Origin of the sequence: Escherichia sp. E4930 (assembly GCF_005845405.1) — a bacterium.
Taxonomy (GTDB): domain Bacteria; phylum Pseudomonadota; class Gammaproteobacteria; order Enterobacterales; family Enterobacteriaceae; genus Escherichia.
In genome coordinates this window covers 74,989-98,161 of sequence record NZ_VCDZ01000030.1, presented here as the reverse complement: position 1 = coordinate 98,161, position 23,173 = coordinate 74,989, and the positions used below count along the sequence as shown (strand labels likewise).

The window sequence follows — 23,173 nt, the reverse complement described above, 5'->3', positions numbered from 1 at the left end:
TTTCCAGAAACAGAAAAACCATTACCCCTGAAAACCGAAAAATGCCACAATATTGGCTGTTTATACAGTATTTCAGGTTTTCTCATGGCATTAACCGCCGCGCTTAAAGCGCAAATTGCCGCCTGGTATAAGGCGCTTCAGGAACAGATCCCCGACTTTATTCCCCGTGCGCCGCAGCGGCAGATGATTGCGGACGTCGCCAAAACGCTGGCCGGAGAAGAAGGGCGGCATCTGGCGATTGAAGCCCCCACCGGCGTTGGGAAAACGCTCTCCTATTTGATTCCCGGCATCGCCATTGCCCGCGAAGAGCAAAAAACGCTGGTGGTGAGTACCGCCAACGTGGCGTTGCAGGATCAGATCTACAGCAAAGATTTACCGCTGCTGAAAAAGATCATTCCCGATCTTAAATTCACTGCCGCTTTTGGGCGTGGGCGCTACGTTTGTCCGCGTAACCTGACGGCGCTCGCCAGCACTGAACCCACGCAACAGGATCTGCTGGCGTTTCTTGACGACGAACTGACGCCGAACAATCAGGAAGAGCAAAAACGTTGTGCGAAGCTGAAGGGCGATCTCGACACTTATAAATGGGATGGTCTGCGCGATCATACGGATATCGCTATAGATGACGATCTCTGGCGTCGTTTGAGTACCGACAAAGCCAGTTGCCTCAACCGCAACTGTTACTACTATCGCGAATGCCCGTTTTTTGTTGCCCGTCGGGAGATTCAGGAAGCGGAAGTGGTGGTGGCAAACCATGCGCTGGTAATGGCGGCGATGGAAAGCGAAGCCGTATTGCCTGACCCGAAAAATTTACTGCTGGTGCTGGATGAAGGGCATCACCTGCCGGACGTGGCGCGGGATGCGCTGGAGATGAGCGCCGAAATCACCGCACCGTGGTATCGGCTACAGCTGGACTTGTTCACCAAACTGGTCGCTACCTGCATGGAGCAGTTTCGCCCGAAGACAATCCCACCGCTGGCGATCCCTGAACGTTTGAATGCGCATTGTGAAGAGTTGTATGAGCTTATCGCCTCGTTAAACAACATTCTCAATCTCTACATGCCTGCCGGGCAAGAGGCAGAGCACCGTTTCGCGATGGGCGAACTGCCTGATGAAGTGCTGGAGATCTGCCAGCGGCTGGCGAAACTCACCGAGATGCTACGCGGGCTGGCGGAGTTATTTCTTAACGATTTAAGTGAGAAAACTGGCAGCCATGACATTGTGCGTCTGCACCGTTTGATTTTGCAGATGAATCGCGCGTTGGGGATGTTCGAGGCGCAAAGCAAACTCTGGCGGCTGGCTTCTCTGGCGCAATCTTCCGGTGCGCCGGTGACTAAATGGGCGACGCGGGAAGAGCGCGACGGGCAGCTGCATCTCTGGTTTCACTGCGTGGGGATCCGCGTTAGCGATCAACTGGAAAGGCTGCTGTGGCGCAGCATTCCGCACATTATTGTCACCTCCGCGACCTTGCGATCGCTGAACAGTTTTTCGCGTTTGCAGGAGATGAGCGGGCTGAAAGAGAAAGCGGGCGACCGCTTTGTGGCGCTGGATTCCCCCTTCAACCACTGCGAACAGGGCAAAATTGTTATTCCCCGGATGCGCTTTGAGCCTTCCATTGACAACGAAGAACAGCACATTGCTGAAATGGCGGCGTTCTTCCGTGAGCAGGTGGAGAGCAAAAAACATCTCGGTATGTTGGTACTGTTTGCCAGCGGACGGGCGATGCAGCGGTTTCTCGACTATGTGACGGATTTACGGTTGATGTTGCTGGTGCAGGGCGATCAGCCACGTTACCGTTTAGTTGAACTGCACCGCAAACGCGTCGGCAACGGTGAGCGCAGTGTGCTGGTGGGCTTACAGTCATTTGCCGAGGGGCTTGATTTGAAAGGTGATCTGCTCAGCCAGGTGCATATCCACAAAATCGCTTTTCCGCCCATCGACAGCCCGGTGGTGATCACCGAAGGGGAATGGCTGAAAAGCCTCAATCGCTATCCGTTTGAGGTGCAAAGCCTGCCGAGCGCCTCGTTTAACCTGATCCAGCAGGTCGGGCGTTTGATCCGAAGCCACAGCTGCTGGGGGGAAGTGGTGATTTACGATAAACGCTTGCTGACCAAAAACTATGGCAAGCGACTACTGGATGCATTACCGGTATTTCCGATTGAGCAACCGGAAGTCCCTGAAGGTATAGTTAAAAAGAAAGAAAAAGCGAAATCCCCACGCCGTCGGCGGCGTTAATGATGTGAGTCAGGTAAGGAGTCGTAAATGGACTATCGCAAAATCATTAAAGAGATTGGGCGCGGGAAAAACCACGCGCGCGATTTAGACCGGGATACTGCGCGCGGTCTGTATGCCCATATGCTCAATGGTGAAGTCCCTGACCTTGAGTTGGGCGGTGTATTGATTGCGCTGCGTATCAAAGGGGAAGGGGAAGCAGAGATGCTCGGCTTTTACGAAGCCATGCAAAATCACACCATCAAGCTGACGCCGCCTGCAGGCAAGCCGATGCCGATTGTCATCCCCAGTTACAACGGCGCGCGTAAACAGGCCAACCTGACGCCGTTGTTGGCGATTCTGCTGCACAAACTCGGTTTTCCTGTGGTGGTTCACGGGGTTAGCGAAGATCCAACCCGCGTGCTGACAGAAACCATTTTCGAACTGATGGGGATAGCGCCAACGCTGCACGGCGGGCAGGCGCAGGCGAAGCTCGACGAACATCAACTGGTGTTTATGCCTGTGGGCGCGTTTTGCCCGCCGCTGGAAAAACAACTGGCGATGCGCTGGCGGATGGGCGTGCGTAACAGTGCGCATACCCTGGCGAAACTGGCGACGTCATTTGCCGAAGGTGAGGCGCTGCGTCTTTCCAGCGTTTCGCATCCGGAATACATCGGACGCGTCGCGAAGTTCTTTAGCGATATTGGCGGACGAGCGCTGTTAATGCATGGCACTGAAGGTGAAGTGTATGCTAATCCGCAACGCTGCCCGCAAATCAATCTGATCGACCGTGAAGGGATGCGGGTGCTGTATGAAAAACAGGACACTGCTGGCAGCGAGCTACTGCCACAAGCCAAAGACCCGGAAACCACGGCGCAGTGGATTGAACGTTGCCTGGCTGGCAGCGAACCGATCCCTCAGTCACTAAAAATCCAGATGGCTTGCTGCCTGCTGGCGGCAGGCGAAGTGGCAACCATTAGCGACGGCCTGGCGCGCGTTAATCAGGCATTTTAATTTTTCTCTCCGCCGGATGAGCACTGTCATCCGGCCTTTACCCCACCGCAATATGAAATTCCTGCATCTTTATTGACCTTCCCGCGTCTGGCGCGCAGCATAAAAAAGCAACAGGCATATAACATAAACAGGAGTTAACCATGGAAAGTGGTCATCGCTTTGATGCGCAGACGCTACACCGTTTTATTCAGGCTGTATTTCGTCAGATGGGGAGCGAGGAACAGGAAGCAAAATTAGTTGCCGATCATTTAATCGCGGCAAATCTGGCTGGGCATGATTCACATGGTATTGGCATGATCCCAAGCTATGTGCATTCCTGGCGCCTGGGTTCTTTGCAAATCAACCATCACGCCAAAATTATCAAAGAGGCGGGGGCTGTGGTCACGCTTGATGGCGATCGCGCATTTGGTCAGGTAGCGGCACACGAAGCGATGGCGCTGGGGATTGAGAAAGCGCATCAGCACGGCATTGCCGCCGTGGCGCTACATAACTCGCATCATATCGGCCGAATCGGTTATTGGGCGGAACAGTGCGCGGCGGCGGGGTTTGTCTCTATCCACTTTGTTAACGTGGTTGGTATTCCAATGGTTGCACCGTTCCACGGCCGCGACAGCCGCTTTGGCACCAATCCGTTCTGTGTGATTTTTCCACGTAAAGATAACTTCCCGCTGTTGCTTGATTACGCCACCAGCGCCATCGCATTTGGTAAAACTCGCGTCGCCTGGCATAAAGGTGTTCCCGTGCCGCCAGGCTGCCTGATTGATGTTAACGGCGTCCCGACGACAAATCCGGCGGTCATGCAGGAGTCGCCGTTGGGGTCGTTGTTGACCTTTGCTGAACATAAAGGCTACGCGCTGGCGGCGATGTGTGAAATTCTTGGCGGGGCGCTTTCTGGCGGTAAAACGACGCATCAGGAAACGTTACAAACCAGTCCCGATACCATTCTTAACTGCATGACCACTATCATCATCAACCCGGAACTGTTCGGCGCGCCGGATTGTAGCGCGCAGACCGACGCCTTTGCCGAGTGGGTGAAAGCTTCGCCGCATGATGAAGATAAGCCGATTTTGCTACCGGGTGAGTGGGAAGTGAACACGCGTCGCGAACGGCAGGAGTTGGGGATCCCATTGGATGCGGGAAGCTGGCAGGCCATTTGTGATGCGGCGCGACAGGTTGGTATGCCGGAAGAGACGTTGCAGGCTTTCTGTCAGCAGTTAGCCAGCTAAAAAAAAGCCCGTCCAGTGTCGGACGGGCAAACAAGGGTAACATAGGATCAATGAGGGTTAGAGCATATGCGTCTGTCGGCAAACAGACAGGGAAATACTTGTGCTGGACGTAGCGTAAACGCCTGATCCGGCTTACGAATTACTTATAAATTACCGCAGTACCGCTTAATTTATTGGTGTTGGTGGCGGAAGTGATGCTGTATCCACTCGCCCCAGCTGCCGCCGCTTTCTCAGCCAGTTTCGCTTCCAGGGCATCGAGGGTGGATGCGCCATCGGCAGAAACAACGCCGATTTTGTTCATGCTCTGTGCCTGGGATGCCGTTACCGGTTCCGCGGCAAACACGCCAAATGACAGAGTTGAAAGAGCCATAGCAGCAACAACAGTATTGATAGTTTTCATAATTAATCTCTCGCAGGTGATTTTTGTTTAAGTGACGTTGTTTCGTCGATGTGATGAGTATCACGTTTTTTTACGAGAGATAAAATCGAAGAGAATTGACCGCCTTGTTCAAATAAATTGATTGATATCTAACATATTGATAAATCATTTATTTGTTGTACTTATGGACCCGTTTTATATCGCGTGGCAGTCACGGCAGCGTTAAAGGCACGGAATGCCACGCAAAATACAAATTATACTCGCTATACATCCCGCCAGTTGTAGTTAACGTAACTGGCTGTCTTTCGAACCTCTGCGATTATATCCTGTATAAGCTGGTTTTTGTAAATCTTTCTCCTGCTGACAATGAATGCATAAGCGCACGCCAGGAATGGCTTCCCGACGGGCCTGTGGGATGGGGGCGCCACACTCTTCACATTCATACAGGCTTTCGCCACGCGGAATTTCACCCCGAGCGCGAGCGATCGCATCTTCAATTGTACTGTTGATCTGTTCGTTGACGGCGTCATCGTTAGCCCAACCGGATGCCATATCGTCCTCCCCATATCAATACTTGTACAGTTAAGTGTAGCTAATATAGGGACGAACCTGGGCAGTTCAAGCGTCAGATCTCCGACCATTCCCGCAGCAGATTATGATAAAGATTGAGCAGCGACAGGATCTCTTCACTTTCGCCATAGCGGCTTTTCAGCGACTGAATATTGTTGTCCAGTTCAAACAGCATGGCGCGCTTTTTATCATCGCGGATCATCGACTGGATCCACATAAATGATGCCACTCGCACGCCACGGGTTACGGGTGTCACGCAGTGCAGGCTGCTGGAGGGGTACAACACCAGATCGCCAGCCGGGAGTTTTACCCGATGTTGTCCGAAGGTATCATTTACGACCAGTTCGCCGCCGTCGTAGCTTTGTGGATCGCTCAAAAACAGCGTGGCAGAAAGGTCAGTGCGCATCCAGCCGTTTTGCGGGTGACTGCGTACTGCACCATCCACATGAAAACCATAGGTTTCATTGTTCTGATAGCGATTAAACAGCGGCGTGGAAAGGGTACGCGGCAAGGCAGTGGCAAAGAACAAAGCATGTTGGTTAACCGCGTTCAGCACCTCATTTTGCAATTCGGCGTACAGGGCGCTGCGGATATCAACTTGCTGATTGTTCTTAACTTGTGCGCCTTGTGCGCCGGTGGTGACGCGTCCATCAACCCATTCGGCTCGCTCCAGTTGTTCAAGAAAACGCGCGACGTCCTGTGGCGATAACACACCGGGAATGTGGTACATCATACAAGTTCTCCAAAAAGTGGGGCCTACGCCCCACACCGATTTTTAACAGTCATGCCGGATGCGGCGTGAACGCCTTATCTGCCCTACCAAATGATGTGAATTCAATGTATTGCACAACCTTGTAGGCCTGATAAGCGCAGCGCATCAGGCAATGGTACTCAGGTGCCGGATGCGGCGTGAACGCCTTATCCGGCCTACAAAATGATGTGAATTCAATGTGTTGCACAACCTTGTAGGCCTGATAAGCGCAGCGCATCAGGCAGTCCTGTTCTCGCCATCAACATTAGTGAGCCCTGCGCCCCACATCTGAATCAGAAATGCATATTGGCGGTGAACAGGAACGTTCTTGGTTCGCCCGGGTGGTAACGGTAGCCGCTCTTGTTGATTGAGGCGACGTAATCGGTATCAAACAGGTTGTAGACGTTTAGCTGGAAGTCGAGATTGCGATTAACCCGATATCCCAGTTTGGCATCGGCGACCCAATAACCTTCGGTAAATGCTGGCGTTCCCACCGCGCCGTCTGAACCTTTATGCATACTGCCGATGTAACGCGCGCCCGCGCCAACGGAAATATCATCGGTTGCCTGATATTGGCTCCATAAGGTAAAGGCGTGCTCCGGCGTATATGGCAGTGATGATGAACCATCCTGAGCCACGTCCGCGCCATTTTTAATGGTCGCTTTTTGCTGGGTATATCCGCCAATCACCTGCCACGCGGGCGTGATATTCCCGGCCACGGATATCTCATAGCCTTCGACGCGTTTCTTACCGTATTGTGAGTAAGTCCCGTCATCGTTTTGCTCAACTTCATTTTCGATATCAGTACGGAACAGCGCGGCGGTAAGCAACAGGCGTTTATCCAGCACCTGCCATTTGGTGCCAATCTCACTGGTGTTGGCTTTTTGCGGTTTAAAGTCGGTGCGGCTGGCGCTGTTACCGCTGCCAGACTGCGCAAGGGCGAAGTTGTTGCCGCCCGGCGGCTGCTGGGAAACGGCATAGTTAATATAGACATTGCCGTTTTCCGTCAGGTGATACAGCGCCCCGGCTTTCCAGTTGACCAGATTGCCCGACTTGGCAGTGTCGACGGTGGTGACCGGAGAACCGTTTGCCACGCCAGCAGGGCAGGTGACTGCGCCGCGTCCACTGCCGCCGCAGGCGGTGGCACTGTCATATTCAGTATGATAATTATCCAGACGGATCCCGCCGTTCAGCTCAAAATCACGGGTGATTTGCAGCGTATCGAAGGCATAAATTGCGAAGGTATCCGTCTGACCATTGGCGTTTGCGCCGTTGCGCGTCAGGCCGCCGGGATGAATGCTGCTGTCAGGATGATAAATATTCACCGCCGGTAACGTCACCGGATTAACGCCGTAGTTGGTCTGCGTTTCACGGGTAAATTCCACGCCAGTACTAACATCATGACCGATAGAGCCGGTATAAAACGTGGTAGTCAGGTTGGTCTGGTTGGTGAGAATTTTATTACTCACATCTTTGGTGTTCGCCGTACGTGACCAGGTCCAACTATTCACATCGCTGGTAGGCTGGGTAATATTCGACGCCCCGCCCATAATCGCCGTCATCAGGTAATCCTGCTTCACGCGCGACCATCGGGTCGTATTGCGAATGGTGGTGTTATCGTTGATGTCGTGCTCAAAACGCATGGTGGCGGTATCGGTGGTCGAATCGTCGTAATCGGAATCCGTGCCATAAAAGTTATGCGTATCAACTTTTCCGGAATGATTCAGTGCCGCCGTTCCCGCAGATGGGGCGGAATAGCCCGGCAAACCGATGGTCGGAATGCCGCCGTCTGGCGTGTTGTGCTGGGTGACATGCAGATAATTAAGATACAAACGATTCGCTGTGCCAAGGCCAAAAGCTACGGAAGGGGCGACGCCGTAACGCTCATTTTTGACTTTGTCGCGTCCGGCATCGTGCGTTTTTTCGCCCATCACATTCAGACGCACCGCGGAGGTATCGCCAATCACCTGATTGACGTCCAGCGTGCCGCGGCGGAACCAGGCGCTGCCAATACTGGCGGAGGCGTCAATGCCGGAATCATTGCGCGGCTGCTTGCTGATCATATTGATCGAGCCCGTCGGCGCGCTGCGCCCGTAGTCGGTGCCGGACGGACCTTTAATCACTTCGACCTGCTCAGTATTGAAGGTGTCGCGCGAGACGCTGCCGATATCGCGAATGCCATCAATATAAATACTGTTAGAGGTATCGGCACCGCGCATATAAATGGCGTCGCCAGTGGTGGAGTTACCGTTCTCACCAGCAAAAAATGCACCTACGCCGGGGACGTTTTTGAGCGCGTCGGTAAGGTTGGTCGCGCCCTGATCTTTAATCACTTGTTCAGAAATCACCGTCATCGTGCGGGTCGTATCCGCTACCGGACGCGAGAATTTCGGATCGGCAGATTGTTGTGGCGCATAAAGCGAAGGCGTTGATGCTTCGACAACCAGCGTGTCATCCGCGTTAGTTTGCCCTTCGGCGGCGAGTGCCTGTGCCACAGGCGTGATGCCAATACAAAGACCGGCAAAGAACGTGAGCGAGTGAAATTGTCTGGCAGGGAAATTGCGATTGTTTTCCATTTGGCAGGTGACTTTTTCTTATATGTTTAAGTTTTCACTGTCACGAGAAAGCATCTCTGCGGATGCGATGCCACTGTTAATCCCGTAATAGTGTTCGTGAAAGTGATAATAATTTTGATAAGCATTATCACTTAGCGCGATTTTCTATCACCCATTGCGCGAAAAAGAAATACATTTATTTACATTGCGTTCATATTTGATGTTTTTTGATTACAAAACAGGCGAAAACTGCATCCAGAGGCGAATGCAGTTACGTTGGTGGGGTTATTTGTAGATGGTTGCAGTACCGAACATCTGGTCATTTCCGCCCGCGGAATTAATGACATAACCTTTCGCGCCTTGTTCGCGCGCTTTTTCTGCCAGTTTATCCTCCAGATCGCTTAGGTTTGATGCGCCAGTTGCCGAAACGGTACCGGCGGGCCGTAGCTGACCGCTGTCCTGGTTACTCAGAGGCTGCGCGGCATAAGCCGTGAAGGTGATTCCGCTCAGGACGGTGGCAATCAGTAGTGCGAGGCACTTTTTCATAATGACATCCTCAGAAATACAACGAGTAGTGCCTGATAAGTGTAGGTCGCCTGTGCGATGCAAATGACGCAAAAAATTGACAGAGATGTGCTTATTTTTTGAACGATATATTTTTACAAAATAAGACAAATCAATGACATGCATGATGCTGATTTTTATGGTGAATTGCTATAAGCCATAGTCATGTTAAGGTCTTTCGAAACGATAAACGCAGCCAGATATTTACCCTGTCGCGTTATGCGGGTATCTTACGCCGCTGCTTAAAGGAGAATGCTATGTCCGCCCAGAAACCGGGGTTGCATCCGCGCAACCGTCATCACAGCCGCTACGATCTCGCCACGCTTTGTCAGGTGAATCCTGAACTCAGGCAATTCCTCACGCTTACACCCGCCGGGGAGCAAAGCGTAGACTTTGCCAATCCGCTGGCGGTGAAGGCGCTCAATAAGGCGTTGCTGGCCCATTTTTACGCCGTAGCGAACTGGGATATCCCCGACGGTTTTCTCTGCCCACCAGTACCGGGCCGGGCGGATTATATTCATCATCTTGCCGATTTACTGGCAGAAGCAAGCGGAACAATTCCAGCTAATGCCAGCATTCTGGATATCGGCGTTGGTGCGAACTGTATTTACCCGCTGATTGGCGTACATGAATATGGCTGGCGTTTTACTGGTAGTGAAACCAGCAGCCAGGCGTTAAGCAGTGCGCAGGCGATCATCAGTGCTAATCCGGGGCTTAACCGCGCCATTCGTCTGCGTCGGCAAAAAGAGAGTGGGGCGATTTTTAACGGCATCATCCATAAAAACGAGCAATACGACGCGACCTTGTGTAACCCGCCATTCCACGATTCCGCCGCTGCGGCACGGGCAGGTAGTGAACGTAAACGCCGTAACCTGGGGCTAAACAAAGACGATGCACTGAACTTTGGTGGTCAGCAACAGGAGTTGTGGTGTGAAGGCGGTGAAGTCGCCTTTATCAAAAAGATGATTGAAGAGAGTAAAGGCTTCGCGAAGCAGGTGATGTGGTTTACCTCGCTGGTATCTCGTGGCGAAAACTTACCGCCGTTGTATCGTGCTCTGACGGACGTGGGCGCGGTGAAAGTGGTCAAAAAAGAGATGGCCCAGGGGCAAAAGCAGAGCCGCTTTATAGCCTGGACCTTTATGAACGACGAGCAGCGCCGCCGTTTTGTCAATCGCCAGCGTTAAAGCGTTGGTTCCCCCGGCGGCAACGGTTCAGCCGGGGTCGCGCCCGGAGCAGGCAGCACCTGATAAGTCTGCACTGGCGCGCGAACGCCCGCCAGGTCGAAATGTTTTTTCACCTGGCTGTCGAGGGCAAAGCGTACCGTCCACTGTTTGAGTGGCAGCGTGGTGAACGAAACACGCAGTGTAAACGCGGTATTGCTTAAGCCGACAATCCCGGCAAAATTCGGTTCACCAATAATCAGCCCGCGAATTTCTTCGTTTTCCATTAATTCCGCTACCGCATCTTTCAGTGCCTGATTGGCTTTATCAGCATCTTCATGGCGATCAACATCATAATTTGCCACTACCGAACCAATGCCGCGGACAAAGTTAGCAAAGGTGGTAATCGAAGACCACGGAATGATGTGATACGCCCCGGTATCCTGACGCACGCCCACGGAGCGAATCGACATCCGTTCCACAGTGCCGGTCAACGGCCCGATAGTCACCAAATCTCCAGTGTTCATGCCGTTTTCAAACTGAATAAATACCCCGGTGATAATATCTTTCACCAGCGTTTGCGAACCAAACGAGATAGCCAGACCTAATGCCCCGGCACCTGCCAGCAATGGCGCGATATTGACGCCGATTTCCGACAACACAATCATGATGGTGATGGTACTGATAATCACCGCCAGCGCGTTACGAAACAGCGTCAGCAGGGTACGCGTGCGGGCGCTCGGTAGCGGGCGGCCATGAATATCCGAAGCCAGCCGGTTTTCGATCAAACTGGCGAGCACCGTCCAGCCAACCGCCGAGAAGAAAAGAATGAGTGCGATACGGATCAGGATATCTACGGTTTTCTGCCCCGCGCCGTTTTGCAGCCAGTTCCAGAAATCGAACAATCCCCATGCGCTCAACAGCAGCATTACCGCCACGCAGACGGTCAGAATACGCGCCGTTTTCAGCGCCGCCGAAAGCCAGCCATTCAGCCGTTTTTGCAGCTCCGGATAGTTACGCTGAGTATGTGGCGAGAGGGTGATGGTTTTCGCCAGCCAGCGGGAAAACATACCGGAAACAAACGCTGCGATACCAATAATCGCCAGGCTGCGCACCGTCGCGCCCATCATAAATTTCAGGCTGTTGCCCGGATCGAACAACGAAAAGAAAAACAGCACGATAAAATAGGCGCTTGCCAGCCAGTGCCACACCAGCGCAAAGGCGCGGATAAACAGGCTGAAAAAGGCCAGCGAATGCTCCGCAAAGTTGAGCAAATGTTGGGTAATCTCTTTTTTATTACGAAAGATCAGGTACAACGCCCAGACGGTCATGCACAGCATAATGATGACGTTCGCCAGCGCACCTATCTGTACATTCACCTGATTAGAGATAATCGGCACGGCCACAATCAGGCCATAGCCAATCAGGCTGCTTAACCAGCTCAGGCGACGGCTCCAGTAACGGGCGCTCTCGTCCTGAATCGTGAACGGGCGCAGCTCCGCCACGTTTGGGCAAAAAATCAGACGTAGTACGGCTTTGAAAAATTCAATCAGGGCAAAGGCGTTGAGAAACAAACTTTGTTGGAAAGCGATGGTGCGACTGCCCGCATTCAGGTTGTCGCTTAATACCTGGCCGACAAATAATGTCAGTGCCAGTAACAGCAGGTCGATAATAAACGCCCCGATAATCATCGCCGGAAGCTGCAACCAGTTACTGCGCTCACGATTTTTTTGCCGCGCCCACTGACCCATTTTGCGATACAGCGGCAGTGCGCACAGACGAATCAGCCAGTAAAAACCAAACACTAATACCGCTAACATTGAAAAATGGCTCAGCGCATTGCTGAAGGTTTGTGGATTAAATGGCTTATGCGGGGAGCCGGTGATATTGCGATAAAGTTGCCCGAAGCGGGCGGAAAGGGCTTCACCATAATGGCGGCTGACTTCGGTGACCTTTTGCAGCACGGTTTGCTCTTCAACCAGCGTCGGCGGCACGATCTTCGGGACCGGTTCCGCAGGGGGCGTAGCGGCGACGGTGCGCAACTGGTCGATCAACTCTTTACGCGAGGTGTCGTTATCCAGCACATCCGCCAGTGCGCCATAGGCCGCTTTTTTTTGTTCGATATCCGGTTCCGGGGCCGGTTCAGTCGTTGAGTCCGTTGTCGTTGTGGTTGTAACGCCGGGTATGGATACCGCGTGGGCAGGCGCGCCCAGCAGGCAGAAGAGGATGAACAGGATCCACCGCATGACTCCTCCAGTGAGAAAACAGAGCAAAAAGATAAGTATAGATGCTGGGGGAGGGGCGATTTTAAATGAGAGGAATCTGGTGTGCCTCCCTTTCGGGTGAAAGGGAGGAAGGGATATTAAGCAGGTTGCTGACAACGTGCGGGCTTTTTTGCCGGATGCGGCGTGAACGCCTTATCCGTCCTACACGTTCATGCAATTTTAATAAGTTGCCATATATCCTGTAGGCCTGATAAGCGTAGCGCATCAGGCAATGTGTCTTATTAAGAGACGTGCTGTAAAAATTCCTGCAAGCGCTGGCTCGGCGGATTCTTGATCAACGCCTGCGGATCGCCATCTTCCGCAATCCGGCCTTTGTCGATAAAGATCAGGCGCGAAGCTACTTTCTCGGCAAAACCGATTTCGTGGGTCACGATCACCATCGTCATCCCTTCTTCAGCCAGATCCTGCATAACCTTCAGCACTTCATGGCGCAGTTCCGGGTCAAGAGCGGAAGTCGGTTCATCAAACAGCATCATTTTCGGTTTCACCGCCAGCGCGCGGGCAATCGCTACACGCTGCTGCTGACCACCAGAAAGTTCGGAAGGGTAGTGATGGGCGCGTTCCGCCAGACCGACTTTCGCCAGCAGTTCACGTGCCAGTTTTTCCGCCTCTTCTTTGTTCGCGCCACGCACGCGTAGCGGGCCAAACATGACGTTTTCCAGCGCCGTCAGATGCGGGAAAAGGTAAAACTGCTGGAACACCATACCCGCTTCCTGGCGAATCAGGCGCTCGTCAACTTTCGGATCGTTAACCTTCAGACCATCGACAATCAGATCGCCGGAGGTGATTTCTTCCAGTTTGTTGATGCAGCGCAGCAGGGTCGATTTACCGGAACCGGACGGCCCGATAATCACCACGACTTCGCCCTGGGCAATATTCAAATCGATATTGTGCAGCACCTGGGTTGGGCCAAAGTGCTTGGAGACGTTTTTAAATTCAATCACAGGATTTTCATCCTTCTTTCCAGACGACGCAGAATAAAGCTCAGCACCAGGGTAATAATCAGATAGAACACCGCAACGGCGCTCCAGATCTCAAGGGCGCGGAAGTTACCGGCAATAATTTCTTGCCCCTGACGGGTCAGTTCCGCCACGCCGATAACAATAAACAGCGAGGTATCTTTAATGCTGATGATCCACTGGTTACCCAGCGGGGGCAGCATACGGCGCAGTGCCAGCGGTAAAATGACGTAGCGAATGGTTTCCCAACGTGAAAGGCCGAGCGCCAGTCCTGCTTCACGAAAACCTTTGTGGATTGACAGCACCGCACCACGCGTGATTTCCGCAATGTACGCGCCGGAGTTGATCATGATGGTGACCACCGCCGCAGTAAACGGGTCGATGCGTAAGTCGTTAAACGCCATCGGCAGGGCGAAGTAGATAAACATCACCTGGACGACGATAGGTGTGCCGCGGATCACTTCAATAAAGACCAGCGCGACGTGGTTGGCTATCCAACCACCGAAGGTGCGTGCAAAACCTGCCGCCAGTCCGATAACCAGGCCGCCAGCCAGACCGAGGACCGAAATCCACAGGGTCATTTTGGCGCCTTCAATCAGAAGCGGAATGGCAGGCCAGATGGCACTCCAGTCAAACTGCATATGTTGTTCCTGTTACCGTGGTGTAAATACCCGAGCCAGAAGGCTGGCGGGGCGAAACGCTGGCCCGGTATGCAAAAGGCCTCCGGGCCATAAATTAAAGGCAATCATTATTTCGGTTCAGTACCGAACCATTTTTTGTAGATTTCGTTGTATGTGCCGTTCTCGCGCAGGGTTTTCAACGCGCCGTTGATTTTGTCACGCAGCTCGTCGCTACCTTTCGGGAACGCAATACCGTATTGCTGTGCTTCCAGAGAGTCGCCTACCGCTTTGAACTGACCGTTACCGGCGGTTTTGATGAAGTACAGAATGTTTGGTGTGTCGTGCAGGACGGCGTCTGCGCGGTTGGTACCCAGTTCCATATAGGCGTTATCGATGTTCGGGAACTGACGCAGATCTTTGGTTTTGATGTTCGCTTTTGCGTAATCAACGGAGCCGGTGCCGCTCTTCACAGCAACCACTTTACCATCGAGATCTTTCACGCTTTTCACATCGTTATTGTTGGCTTTCACCATCACTAACAGGCCGCTTTTGTAGTAGCCGTCAGAGAAATCGATCGCTTTTTTACGCTCGTCGGTAATGGTAATGCCCGCCAGCGCCAGATCGATGTTTTTGGTTTGCAGTGCTGGGATGATGCCACTGAAATCCATTGGTTTCAGTTCGTAATCCAGCTTCAGTTCTTTGGCGATAGCAGCCCACAGATCCACATCAAAACCAACGTATTTGTCGCCCTGTTTAAATTCAAACGGAACGAAGGCGGTATCCGTCGCCACAACCAGTTTTTTATCCGCGGCATGAGAAGAAACCGCAAAAGCCAGGGTCAGTGCAGCCAGTGAAACTTTTAATACAGACTTCATAGCATTTCCTTTTTTCTATCCACGGGACGATCCCCTGCGTGACATTTACGTATATGAAAAAATCGTGCCAGTTTTACAACTCTTTGATTTTTATAGGAGCAGTAAAAACGGGTTGCACAATTTATGGGGCAACATCTCCGGTCTGCACCATATTGGGGCGCCAAAGTGGTGCGCAAAAATAGTGCACTCAACACAGAGGTTATTTAGCGTAAATTCTGATGAAAAAACAATCTTTATGTAACGATTGTGTGATGTTGTTGATACAAGTATTTTACTTTGACGGGCAAAGAAGGCGATGAGTTGCACTAAAAAAGTGCGTAGAGGCGGGCAGCAATACAAAACGGCCTCCTGTCAGGAAGCCGCTTTTATCGCTTACTTAAGTTTTGCACCATCTGCGATGGATTTATTCGATATTAGATTCGATAAACCACAAGAATTTATCCAGGTCGCGGGAAGCGGCGGTCAGGATATCTGCGGTGTCGTCATCTTTCGCTTCACCAATCGCTTTGCGCACGTCGTTGGCAACAATCGCGTAACGGTCAGCCAGCTCTTTCAGGTGATCCTGAACGCTGTGGATGTCCAGCGGGTAGCTTTTCAGCGGAGTTTTGCTGTTAATAACTTGAGTGGTACCAAGGGCAACGCCACCCAGCTGCACTGCGCGCTCTGCCATAGTATCCAGGTGATCGGTCAGTGCGGTACGGAAACCATCCAGCATCTCATGTACGGCAATGAAGTTAGCGCCGCGCATGTTCCAGTGCGCTTGTTTGGTAATCAAAGAGAGATCAATAAACTGGATAACCTGGCGATTCAGCAACTCAACTGTCGCTTTCTTCTCGCTGTCAGAGACATCGTTGCGGGTATAAAGCAGATTGGTCGCTTTTGCTTTGACTAATTTAGCGGTACTCATAATTTCATATCCTCTTGATGTTGTGTCCCAGTAATTAACGAGACTAAGTATAGCACCGCCCTGGTGTTCTGCTATTCTGGCTGTCCCTATCACACTAATAGCGGTAACAAGCGTGAAAAATAAAAACCATATAAATTCACATAGTTATGTATATTGCTGGAGACGATTCTTATTTTCTTTTTTACGCGAACTATTCACAGATAATAGGTTTTGGGATAACAAGATATATAAAAAAGGAAGGGATGAAGAGTCGTGTAATATTCTGCATGGTTATGCATAACCATGCAGAAAGGTAGGTTTAATTAATATCTAATTCTTTAATTTTAGTCTCTTTGCGCGCTGTCAGCGTTGAGCCCATTGAGGCGGCAATAATCGCGCCGAGGGCCAGCAGTTGTATTGGCGCCAATGTCTCACCGAGGAAAATCATTCCGGAAACGGCAGCCAGTGCTGGTTCCATACTCATTAGCGTACCAAATGTCCGGGTCGGCAGACGGGTGAGGGCAATCATCTCAAGCGAATAGGGCAGAGCGGTAGAGAGGATAGCGACAGCCAGACCCAATGGAACAACCGACCAGTGCCAGAGCGCCTCTCCAGCCTGGAATGCGCCAATCGGCACGAAAATAAGCGCTGCAATCAGCGAACCGATAGCCACCGTCGCCGGGCCGTGTTCCGCACCGGCGCGTTGCCCACTTAATATGTAGATAGCCCAACAAGCACCGGCACCGAGCGCCAGCGCACAGCCGGTTAGGTCGACATGCGAAACATCCTGCCCCAGCGGCAGCAGGAACCACAGGCCGAGTATCACCAGCACAACCCAAACAAAGTCTACGGGGCGACGAGAAGAGAACAGCGCCACTGCCAGTGGCCCGGTGAACTCCAGCGCCACCGCAATCCCAAGTGGTACGGTCTGAATAGCAAGATAAAAAAGATAGTTCATTCCACCCAGTGAGATGCCGTAAAACAACAGCGGCAAGCGCTGTTCTTTGGCAAACCGCAGTCGCCACGGTTTAAAGAATGCGATAAGAATCAGTGTTCCCAGCGCCAGACGCAGTGCAGTCACGCCCGGCGCGCCAACCAATGGAAAAAGCGACTTTGCTAATGAGGCCCCGCCCTGAATAGACGCCATGGCAACGAGCAATAATAATATCGGTAACCAGACCGGCATTTTACGTAATGTCCCTGGCATCCGTTCCCCCATAAATTTGTATAGTCAGGTAAAGCGAGGAGTGTACTGGATATAACTAAAACTGGTTGAGCATTTGTTGAAAAATTTTTCCCCGTTTTGACTAAAATGCGCCAGGATTGATTGATTCATCAGCTTGGTGATTAGGAATAATCTGGATGAACGGCAGTGAAAATATGCGTAATACTTACGCAGTTCACTGAAAAAATGATTTAAATTTAGATGGATAGCGGCATGTGGAAACGTTCTGTTACATGAAATGGCCCGTTAGACATCACAAATCGCGAAGAGTTTCCCATTAATTTTTGATATATTTAAAGCTTAGGACTTATTTGAATCACATTTGAGGTGGTTATGAAAAAAATTGCATGTCTTTCAGCACTGGCCGCAGTTCTGGCTTTCACCGCAGGTACTTCCGTAGCTGCTACTTCTACCGTAACTGGCGGTTACGCTCAGAGCGACGCTCAGGGCAAAATGAACAAAATGGGCGGTTTCAACCTGAAATACCGCTATGAAGAAGACAACAGCCCGCTGGGTGTGATCGGTTCTTTCACTTACACTGAAAAAAGTCGTACTAACAGTGCAGGCGATTACAACAAAACCCAGTACTACGGCATCACCGCTGGTCCGGCATACCGCATCAACGACTGGGCGAGCATCTACGGTGTTGTAGGTGTGGGCTACGGTAAATTCCAGGACACCAACTACCCGACCTATAAACACGACACCAGCGACTACGGTTTCTCCTACGGCGCAGGTCTGCAGTTCAACCCAATCGAAAACGTTGCGCTGGACTTCTCTTACGAGCAGAGCCGTATTCGTAGCGTTGACGTAGGCACCTGGATTGCCGGTGTTGGTTACCGCTTCTAATCACTTCGGTGATATAAAAAATCCGCCCCTCGGGGCGGATTTTTGTTTTTAAGGTTTCGGGTCGAAAATATCGGTTCCGAGATGGTTGTAATCCACCTTCTGTAACTGGAAGTTGGTGATGTATATCGGCCCGGCTTTCTTCTCGGAAATAAACGGGTAGTTGATGTTGATTTCCTGCGCTTTAATTCCCGTCCACTGTGAGAAAAAACCTAAGAAATCATTGGCTGAACGGCGGGCTTTAATCACCCGATGCGCTTTATCGTCGCTGGAAATGACCATAAATGGCACCTGGAAATTCTGCTGATATTTATCATCGTGGGCCAGGTATTGCACTTCTTTTCCGCGTTCTTTAAAGGCTAAACCGTGGTCTGAAAAATAAACCATGGAGAAACTGCTGCCGCTGTTGCGTAACTGGTCGTACAGTTTGCGCAGTAAATCGTCCGTCTGCGTCATGGTGTAGAGATAGCACGATGTTTCTTTCGATTGTACAAAGGTTTCGTATTTGCCTTGTGTCCGGTCACAGGCCTGAGGATGTGAACCCATCAGATGCAAAACAATCAGTTGCGGCTGCGAGTGTTCTTCCGCCAATACCTGAGCGGTCATTGTCAGTAGTTCTTCGTCTTTAGCGTTCTTATCTGCTTCAAAATTACCGTTTTTCAGGAAGTGAACTTCATCTGCACGTTTAGCGATGCTGGCGATAGCCGTATCGTATTCGCCTATTTGCCCCTGATTTGAAAACCACCAGGTCTGGAATCCTGCTCGGTTGGCCAGGGTCACAAAGTTATCCTGAAACTGTGGTTTGCCGTCGACCACGCGGTTAAGCGTTAATCCGAGAGATTTCTGCGTGGAGCCACTGGCAGCGATGTAATCAGCAAAAATCAGGCCGTTAACGCTGCTGGCAAACGGGGTATTGTTCCAGTGACCGCCAAAGGCTCCGAGGGCATCGCGACGTGCGCTTTCGCCAATGACCACCACATAAGTGTGATATTTTGGTTTAACCGCAGTGACTGTCCAGGTATCTTTCATCCCGGAAAGTTTCGCCATCCGTTCTTGCTCTTCAATCACCTCATTATTGTTAACGATAACATCCCTGGCAAAACGAAATACCGGATAACCGGTGTCTTTGAGTTTAAATACACCGCCCCAGGCGAGATTTTGAACCGGAGCGACAAAAAATGTCGCCACACTGAATACCAGACACAGGCTGTCGAATTTATTCCAGCGTGCTTTTTCATCCTCTTTTTTCCGCCTGATCGCAATCACGCCGAGCGCAAAAATAAATAAGCCGACCAGATAGCTATACCACGGGAAGATCGTAAGAATTTCGGTCGACTCTTCCATATTGGTGGAATGCAGCGCCAGCAATGTATTGAAGTTAGGCGCACCGTACGCCTGAGCAAAAGGAAAATAACAGGCCGCCACCAGCGAACAGACACCTATTAAGGTTTTTTGCACGCGCGGCAACATCCGCCATAACAAAAGCAAAATGGCAGTAAAAGCGACGGTATAGAGAAAACTAAAGGGATAACCTAAACCAAGGTTAATCAATAGCGACTGTAAAAAGTAGAACGCAGTCCACGGGCTAAAAACCCGGCTACGGGAAACAAGCGATTCTTTAAGGGTTAAGTTCATATGCCACTATCGTAACAAACGCCATGTGCTTACCCTGGCGTCAAGGGTCAATACCTGCAAGAGTGCGTGAAGAGGGGGAAGGGTCCGCATCTGCGAGCCGCAATATACGCAGGGCTGCAAGAAGATAGAGCGAGCTGCTGTTCAGGTCAACTACTGAGGAACAAATCTTTTGCGAAGAGAATAGCAAATCCGATAAAAAGTGGGGTTTTTCAATCCAGAACAATCTATGCCTGCAATAAAGCAGGAGTAAAGCGGCGTACCGCGACGCCGCTATTTATCGGAAGGTTTATCTTGCTGCGGTTTGTTGTTGACCATATCGCACAACATCGAGAGCAGCATTAACCGTACTTTAAAGGGAGAGTGACTAAACACGCGCATACACCTCTTGAACTCATTCATAAGACCTCCTGACTTGCTAATCCCGTCGATCCATGAGGGATGATTGCATTACATACAGATATAGCACAGGCTATATTATATAGCTATTGCTAAAACGTTAAATTTTTGTGCCTTAGCAACTCTGGTTTACAATGTGTGCACGAAATGAGAACGCTATCCATGCGTCACCATAATGAGGAAGCACAATGAGTCGTCGCGCAGGTACGCCAACAGCAAAAAAAGTGACGCAGTTAGTGAACGTGGAAGAGCACGTTGAAGGATTCCGCCAGGTCAGAGAGGCACATCGCCGTGAACTTATCGACGATTACGTTGAGCTGATTTCTGACCTGATGATGGAGGTGGGAGAAGCGCGCCAGGTTGACATGGCCGCCCGTCTGGGAGTCTCTCAACCTACGGTGGCTAAAATGCTTAAGCGCCTGGCAACAATGGGATTGATTGAAATGATCCCCTGGCGTGGCGTGTTTTTAACGGCGGAAGGAGAGAAGCTGGCACAGGAAAGCCGCGAGCGGCATCAGATAGTTGAAAACTTCTTGCTGGTATTGGGCGTTAGCCCGGAAATCGCCCGTCGCGACGCGGAAGGCATGGAGCACCATGTCAGTGAAGAGACGCTGGACGCCTTTCGTTTGTTTACCCAGAAACACGGTGCCAAATGAGTCTGCCTTTTTTACGCACGCTGCAAGGCGATCGCTTTTTTCAGTTATTAATTCTCGTTGGCATCGGATTAAGTTTTTTCGTTCCTTTCACACCTAAGTCCTGGCCTGGTGCTATTGACTGGCACACCATCATCACCTTAAGTGGCCTGATGCTGCTGACCAAAGGCGTCGAGTTAAGCGGTTATTTTGATGTGCTTGGGCGCAAAATGGTGCGCCGTTTTGCTACTGAGCGTCGACTGGCGATGTTTATGGTGCTGGCAGCGGCGCTGCTTTCTACGTTTCTGACCAACGACGTCGCGCTGTTTATTGTTGTTCCGCTGACCATCACGCTAAAAAGACTGTGTGAGATCCCGGTTAATCGGCTGATTATTTTCGAGGCGTTGGCGGTGAATGCCGGATCGTTGCTGACGCCAATTGGCAATCCGCAAAATATCCTAATCTGGGGACGCTCTGATCTTTCGTTTGTTGGTTTTATTGCCCAAATGGCCCCGCTGGCTGGTGCGATGATGCTGACACTACTGCTGCTGTGTTGGTGTTGTTTCCCTGGAAAGGCGCTGCAATACCATACTGGTTCGCAGATGCCGGAGTGGAAGCCTCGGCTGGTGTGGAGTTGTCTGGGGCTGTATATCGTCTTCCTTATGGCGCTGGAGTTGAAACAAGAGCTGTGGGGGCTGGTGATTGTGGCGGCGGGCTTTGCGCTGCTGGCGCGTCGCGTGGTGCTGAGCGTGGACTGGACGTTGCTGCTGGTGTTTATGGCGATGTTTATCGACGTCCATTTACTGACCCAACTTCCGGTATTACAGGGCGTGTTGAGCAACGTGAGTCATTTATCTGAACCTGGATTATGGCTGACGGCGATTGGTTTATCGCAGGTAATCAGTAACGTGCCGGGCACGATTTTGCTGCTCAATTATGTGCCACCGTCTTTACTACTGGCATGGGCGGTAAACGTAGGTGGCTTTGGTTTATTACCCGGATCGCTGGCAAATTTGATTGCGCTACGGATGGCGAACGATCGCCGTATCTGGTGGCGTTTCCATCTCTATTCAATACCGATGCTGTTGTGGGCGGCGCTGGTGGGATATGTTTTGTTGGTTATGATCCCGGCGAGGTAAGGTCGGGCAAATTAAAAAGGCGGATTATTAGTCCGCCTCTGATTGTTGGTAATACGCGCTTTGTTTATGCCGGATGCGGCCTACAAAAACTTGCGGATTCAATATATTGCAGGTTCTGCGTAGGCCTGATAAGCGTAGCGCATCAGGCAATTATGTATTGCCATCAGCAGCCTCAGGCGGATTATCACTCCGCCTTTTGCTTAAGTTTTAACTATTAATTCAGACGAACCGGCATCCCGGAACGGTTTTTAATCGCTTCATCCAGAACAACCTGATCAACGTCTGGCTGACCAGTCACTGTCTGCACGCTCTTCGTCAGAGTAATCGGTACAATTTCCTGACCTTCAAACTGGGCTTCGGTGGTAGACAGCGGGTTATGGACTTCAATATAACGGCTGCCGTCTGGCTCGGTAGTCGCTTTTACCGGCTCATCAATAAACTGCACGCGAGTACCGACTGGCACTTTCTCGAACAGGAATTTAATGTCTTCGTTACGCAGACGCACACAGCCGTGGCTTACGCGCAGACCGATACCGAAGTTAGCGTTGGTGCCGTGGATAGCGTACAGGCGACCGATGTACAGTGCATACAGCCCCATCGGGTTATCCGGGCCAGCAGGAACGACAGCCGGAAGCGGTTCGCCTGCTGCGCGGTACTCGGCGTGCATTTTTGCGGTCGGTGTCCAGGTCGGGCCTGCTTTCTTACGCTCTACTTTGGTGGTCCAGTTGATAGGTGTATCTTTACCTAACTGACCAATCCCGATCGGCAACACGATAACGGTGTTGGTCCCTTTCGGATAGTAGTACAAACGCATCTCTGCGCTGTTAATTACGATACCTTCATGTACGGTATCTGGCAGGATCAACTGCTGTGGAATGTTCAGTACGGTGCCGCCTTTCGGCAGGAAGGTATCCACACCAGGGTTAGCTTCCATCATGTTGGAAAGACCCATCTGGTACTCGGCAGCAAAATACTCCAGCGGCTGAGTGTTACCTTCAGGGATAGTGATCACCTGATTCTGACCAACCAGGCGACTCCCGTCGGTTGGCAGAGGATAAGTTACCGCAGAGGCGGTACTGCAAAAGCCGACAACAGCGAAGGCCGCTGCGAATAATGTTTTCAATTTCATATTCATGTTAAGCGAGATTTAGTGCCTGGCAGGCCATTAGGTTGAGAATATTAGAGTATTGGAAGCGCATTATATGTTCATTCCAGCTAACAGTGAAATCAGATGTGTACTAAATC

Annotated in this window: 23 protein-coding genes; 9 read left to right on the top strand and 14 right to left on the bottom strand. The window is 51.3% G+C overall.

Annotated features, from left to right (window positions below):
• The first annotated feature begins 84 nt into the window (after positions 1–84).
• The 4 genes from dinG to ybiE all read left to right on the top strand — a co-directional run bounded on the left by dinG (position 85) and on the right by ybiE (position 4,577).
• Complete coding sequence (dinG, locus tag FFT88_RS22620) at positions 85–2,235, top strand: ATP-dependent DNA helicase DinG (protein WP_135405760.1); 2,151 nt, start codon at positions 85–87, stop codon at positions 2,233–2,235.
• Between the two features lie 27 nt (positions 2,236–2,262).
• Positions 2,263–3,225: a DNA-binding protein YbiB gene (gene ybiB, locus FFT88_RS22615; protein ID WP_135405759.1), complete on the top strand. Its 963-nt coding sequence runs from the start codon at positions 2,263–2,265 to the stop codon at positions 3,223–3,225.
• Between the two features lie 140 nt (positions 3,226–3,365).
• Positions 3,366–4,451 (top strand): hydroxycarboxylate dehydrogenase HcXB, encoded by a 1,086-nt coding sequence (gene hcxB, locus FFT88_RS22610; RefSeq protein WP_135405758.1) that lies wholly within the window; start codon positions 3,366–3,368, stop codon positions 4,449–4,451.
• 66 nt (positions 4,452–4,517) lie between these two features.
• Entirely contained in the window at positions 4,518–4,577 is a 60-nt protein-coding gene (ybiE, locus tag FFT88_RS25710; RefSeq protein WP_211180490.1) for a protein YbiE, read from the top strand.
• Positions 4,578–4,590: 13 nt separating this feature from the next.
• Here the strand turns inward: ybiE and ybiJ are convergent, their stop codons facing one another.
• From ybiJ to mcbA, 5 genes are all read right to left on the bottom strand, one after another.
• The gene (gene ybiJ, locus FFT88_RS22605; RefSeq protein WP_130259773.1) at positions 4,591–4,851 is read right to left on the bottom strand and encodes a DUF1471 family protein YbiJ; all 261 of its coding nucleotides are present in this window, start codon (positions 4,849–4,851) and stop codon (positions 4,591–4,593) included.
• A gap of 264 nt (positions 4,852–5,115) precedes the next feature.
• Positions 5,116–5,382, bottom strand: a complete 267-nt coding sequence (gene ybiI / locus FFT88_RS22600) for a C4-type zinc finger protein YbiI (RefSeq protein ID WP_000146357.1) — start codon at positions 5,380–5,382, stop codon at positions 5,116–5,118.
• Positions 5,383–5,455: 73 nt separating this feature from the next.
• Positions 5,456–6,133: a PKHD-type hydroxylase YbiX gene (gene ybiX, locus FFT88_RS22595; protein ID WP_135405757.1), complete on the bottom strand. Its 678-nt coding sequence runs from the start codon at positions 6,131–6,133 to the stop codon at positions 5,456–5,458.
• Positions 6,134–6,444: 311 nt separating this feature from the next.
• Complete coding sequence (locus FFT88_RS22590; RefSeq protein WP_135405756.1) at positions 6,445–8,727, bottom strand: catecholate siderophore receptor Fiu; 2,283 nt, start codon at positions 8,725–8,727, stop codon at positions 6,445–6,447.
• 264 nt (positions 8,728–8,991) lie between these two features.
• Positions 8,992–9,252 (bottom strand): DUF1471 family periplasmic protein McbA, encoded by a 261-nt coding sequence (mcbA, locus tag FFT88_RS22585; protein WP_010347475.1) that lies wholly within the window; start codon positions 9,250–9,252, stop codon positions 8,992–8,994.
• A gap of 275 nt (positions 9,253–9,527) precedes the next feature.
• Here mcbA and rlmF point away from each other — a divergent pair, with 275 nt between their 5' ends.
• Positions 9,528–10,454 (top strand): 23S rRNA (adenine(1618)-N(6))-methyltransferase RlmF, encoded by a 927-nt coding sequence (rlmF, locus tag FFT88_RS22580; protein WP_001275941.1) that lies wholly within the window; start codon positions 9,528–9,530, stop codon positions 10,452–10,454.
• On the opposite strand, the gene ybiO is transcribed toward rlmF, so the two are convergent.
• From ybiO to rhtA, 6 genes are all read right to left on the bottom strand, one after another.
• A complete protein-coding gene (gene ybiO, locus FFT88_RS22575; protein WP_001267216.1) occupies positions 10,451–12,676 on the bottom strand; it encodes a mechanosensitive channel protein in 2,226 nt (741 codons plus the stop codon). The genes rlmF and ybiO overlap by 4 nt on opposite strands.
• 260 nt (positions 12,677–12,936) lie before the next feature.
• Complete coding sequence (gene glnQ, locus FFT88_RS22570; protein ID WP_032302757.1) at positions 12,937–13,659, bottom strand: glutamine ABC transporter ATP-binding protein GlnQ; 723 nt, start codon at positions 13,657–13,659, stop codon at positions 12,937–12,939.
• Positions 13,656–14,315 (bottom strand): glutamine ABC transporter permease GlnP, encoded by a 660-nt coding sequence (glnP, locus tag FFT88_RS22565; RefSeq protein ID WP_061090926.1) that lies wholly within the window; start codon positions 14,313–14,315, stop codon positions 13,656–13,658. Before glnP ends, glnQ begins: the two co-directional genes overlap by 4 nt.
• 107 nt (positions 14,316–14,422) lie before the next feature.
• Positions 14,423–15,169, bottom strand: coding sequence for a glutamine ABC transporter substrate-binding protein GlnH (gene glnH / locus FFT88_RS22560; RefSeq protein WP_130205139.1), 747 nt, complete (start codon positions 15,167–15,169; stop codon positions 14,423–14,425).
• Positions 15,170–15,572: 403 nt separating this feature from the next.
• The gene (gene dps / locus FFT88_RS22550) at positions 15,573–16,076 is read right to left on the bottom strand and encodes a DNA starvation/stationary phase protection protein Dps (RefSeq protein ID WP_064530112.1); all 504 of its coding nucleotides are present in this window, start codon (positions 16,074–16,076) and stop codon (positions 15,573–15,575) included.
• A gap of 298 nt (positions 16,077–16,374) precedes the next feature.
• The gene (rhtA, locus tag FFT88_RS22545) at positions 16,375–17,262 is read right to left on the bottom strand and encodes a threonine/homoserine exporter RhtA (protein ID WP_135405755.1); all 888 of its coding nucleotides are present in this window, start codon (positions 17,260–17,262) and stop codon (positions 16,375–16,377) included.
• 233 nt (positions 17,263–17,495) lie between these two features.
• Here rhtA and FFT88_RS22540 point away from each other — a divergent pair, with 233 nt between their 5' ends.
• The gene (locus FFT88_RS22540) at positions 17,496–17,561 is read left to right on the top strand and encodes a protein YliM (protein WP_120795379.1); all 66 of its coding nucleotides are present in this window, start codon (positions 17,496–17,498) and stop codon (positions 17,559–17,561) included.
• A gap of 52 nt (positions 17,562–17,613) precedes the next feature.
• Positions 17,614–18,129, top strand: coding sequence for an outer membrane protein OmpX (gene ompX, locus FFT88_RS22535; protein WP_105289445.1), 516 nt, complete (start codon positions 17,614–17,616; stop codon positions 18,127–18,129).
• A 48-nt stretch (positions 18,130–18,177) separates the two neighbouring features.
• Here the strand turns inward: ompX and opgE are convergent, their stop codons facing one another.
• Together opgE and mntS are read right to left on the bottom strand one after the other, a co-directional pair.
• The gene (opgE, locus tag FFT88_RS22530; protein ID WP_135405754.1) at positions 18,178–19,761 is read right to left on the bottom strand and encodes a phosphoethanolamine transferase; all 1,584 of its coding nucleotides are present in this window, start codon (positions 19,759–19,761) and stop codon (positions 18,178–18,180) included.
• 270 nt (positions 19,762–20,031) lie between these two features.
• The gene (mntS, locus tag FFT88_RS22525) at positions 20,032–20,160 is read right to left on the bottom strand and encodes a manganase accumulation protein MntS (RefSeq protein ID WP_001001761.1); all 129 of its coding nucleotides are present in this window, start codon (positions 20,158–20,160) and stop codon (positions 20,032–20,034) included.
• A 185-nt stretch (positions 20,161–20,345) separates the two neighbouring features.
• On the opposite strand from mntS, the gene mntR reads away from it, so the two are divergent.
• Together mntR and FFT88_RS22515 are read left to right on the top strand one after the other, a co-directional pair.
• On the top strand, positions 20,346–20,813 hold the full coding sequence (gene mntR, locus FFT88_RS22520) for a manganese-binding transcriptional regulator MntR (protein ID WP_130214798.1): 468 nt from the start codon (positions 20,346–20,348) through the stop codon (positions 20,811–20,813).
• The gene (locus tag FFT88_RS22515) at positions 20,810–21,928 is read left to right on the top strand and encodes an anion transporter (protein WP_135405753.1); all 1,119 of its coding nucleotides are present in this window, start codon (positions 20,810–20,812) and stop codon (positions 21,926–21,928) included. Before mntR ends, FFT88_RS22515 begins: the two co-directional genes overlap by 4 nt.
• Before the next feature lie 214 nt (positions 21,929–22,142).
• Here FFT88_RS22515 and ldtB read toward each other — a convergent pair whose 3' ends face one another.
• Positions 22,143–23,063: a L,D-transpeptidase gene (gene ldtB, locus FFT88_RS22510; protein WP_001056384.1), complete on the bottom strand. Its 921-nt coding sequence runs from the start codon at positions 23,061–23,063 to the stop codon at positions 22,143–22,145.
• Between the last annotated feature and the right edge of the window lie 110 nt (positions 23,064–23,173).

Bases quoted from the DNA above. Each gene is read 5' to 3' on its own strand.
- hcxB (WP_135405758.1), top strand. From the start codon at position 3,366: ATGGAAAGTGGTCATCGCTTTGATGCGCAGACGCTACACCGTTTTATT.
- FFT88_RS22515 (WP_135405753.1), top strand. From the start codon at position 20,810: ATGAGTCTGCCTTTTTTACGCACGCTGCAAGGCGATCGCTTTTTTCAG.
- mntS (WP_001001761.1), bottom strand. From the start codon at position 20,160: ATGAATGAGTTCAAGAGGTGTATGCGCGTGTTTAGTCACTCTCCCTTT.
- ompX (WP_105289445.1), top strand. From the start codon at position 17,614: ATGAAAAAAATTGCATGTCTTTCAGCACTGGCCGCAGTTCTGGCTTTC.
- rhtA (WP_135405755.1), bottom strand. From the start codon at position 17,262: ATGCCAGGGACATTACGTAAAATGCCGGTCTGGTTACCGATATTATTA.
- glnP (WP_061090926.1), bottom strand. From the start codon at position 14,315: ATGCAGTTTGACTGGAGTGCCATCTGGCCTGCCATTCCGCTTCTGATT.
- mntR (WP_130214798.1), top strand. From the start codon at position 20,346: ATGAGTCGTCGCGCAGGTACGCCAACAGCAAAAAAAGTGACGCAGTTA.
- opgE (WP_135405754.1), bottom strand. From the start codon at position 19,761: ATGAACTTAACCCTTAAAGAATCGCTTGTTTCCCGTAGCCGGGTTTTT.
- glnH (WP_130205139.1), bottom strand. From the start codon at position 15,169: ATGAAGTCTGTATTAAAAGTTTCACTGGCTGCACTGACCCTGGCTTTT.
- ldtB (WP_001056384.1), bottom strand. From the start codon at position 23,063: ATGAATATGAAATTGAAAACATTATTCGCAGCGGCCTTCGCTGTTGTC.
- ybiO (WP_001267216.1), bottom strand. From the start codon at position 12,676: ATGCGGTGGATCCTGTTCATCCTCTTCTGCCTGCTGGGCGCGCCTGCC.
- ybiI (WP_000146357.1), bottom strand. From the start codon at position 5,382: ATGGCATCCGGTTGGGCTAACGATGACGCCGTCAACGAACAGATCAAC.
- ybiJ (WP_130259773.1), bottom strand. From the start codon at position 4,851: ATGAAAACTATCAATACTGTTGTTGCTGCTATGGCTCTTTCAACTCTG.
- ybiX (WP_135405757.1), bottom strand. From the start codon at position 6,133: ATGATGTACCACATTCCCGGTGTGTTATCGCCACAGGACGTCGCGCGT.
- mcbA (WP_010347475.1), bottom strand. From the start codon at position 9,252: ATGAAAAAGTGCCTCGCACTACTGATTGCCACCGTCCTGAGCGGAATC.
- dinG (WP_135405760.1), top strand. From the start codon at position 85: ATGGCATTAACCGCCGCGCTTAAAGCGCAAATTGCCGCCTGGTATAAG.
- rlmF (WP_001275941.1), top strand. From the start codon at position 9,528: ATGTCCGCCCAGAAACCGGGGTTGCATCCGCGCAACCGTCATCACAGC.
- ybiB (WP_135405759.1), top strand. From the start codon at position 2,263: ATGGACTATCGCAAAATCATTAAAGAGATTGGGCGCGGGAAAAACCAC.
- dps (WP_064530112.1), bottom strand. From the start codon at position 16,076: ATGAGTACCGCTAAATTAGTCAAAGCAAAAGCGACCAATCTGCTTTAT.
- FFT88_RS22590 (WP_135405756.1), bottom strand. From the start codon at position 8,727: ATGGAAAACAATCGCAATTTCCCTGCCAGACAATTTCACTCGCTCACG.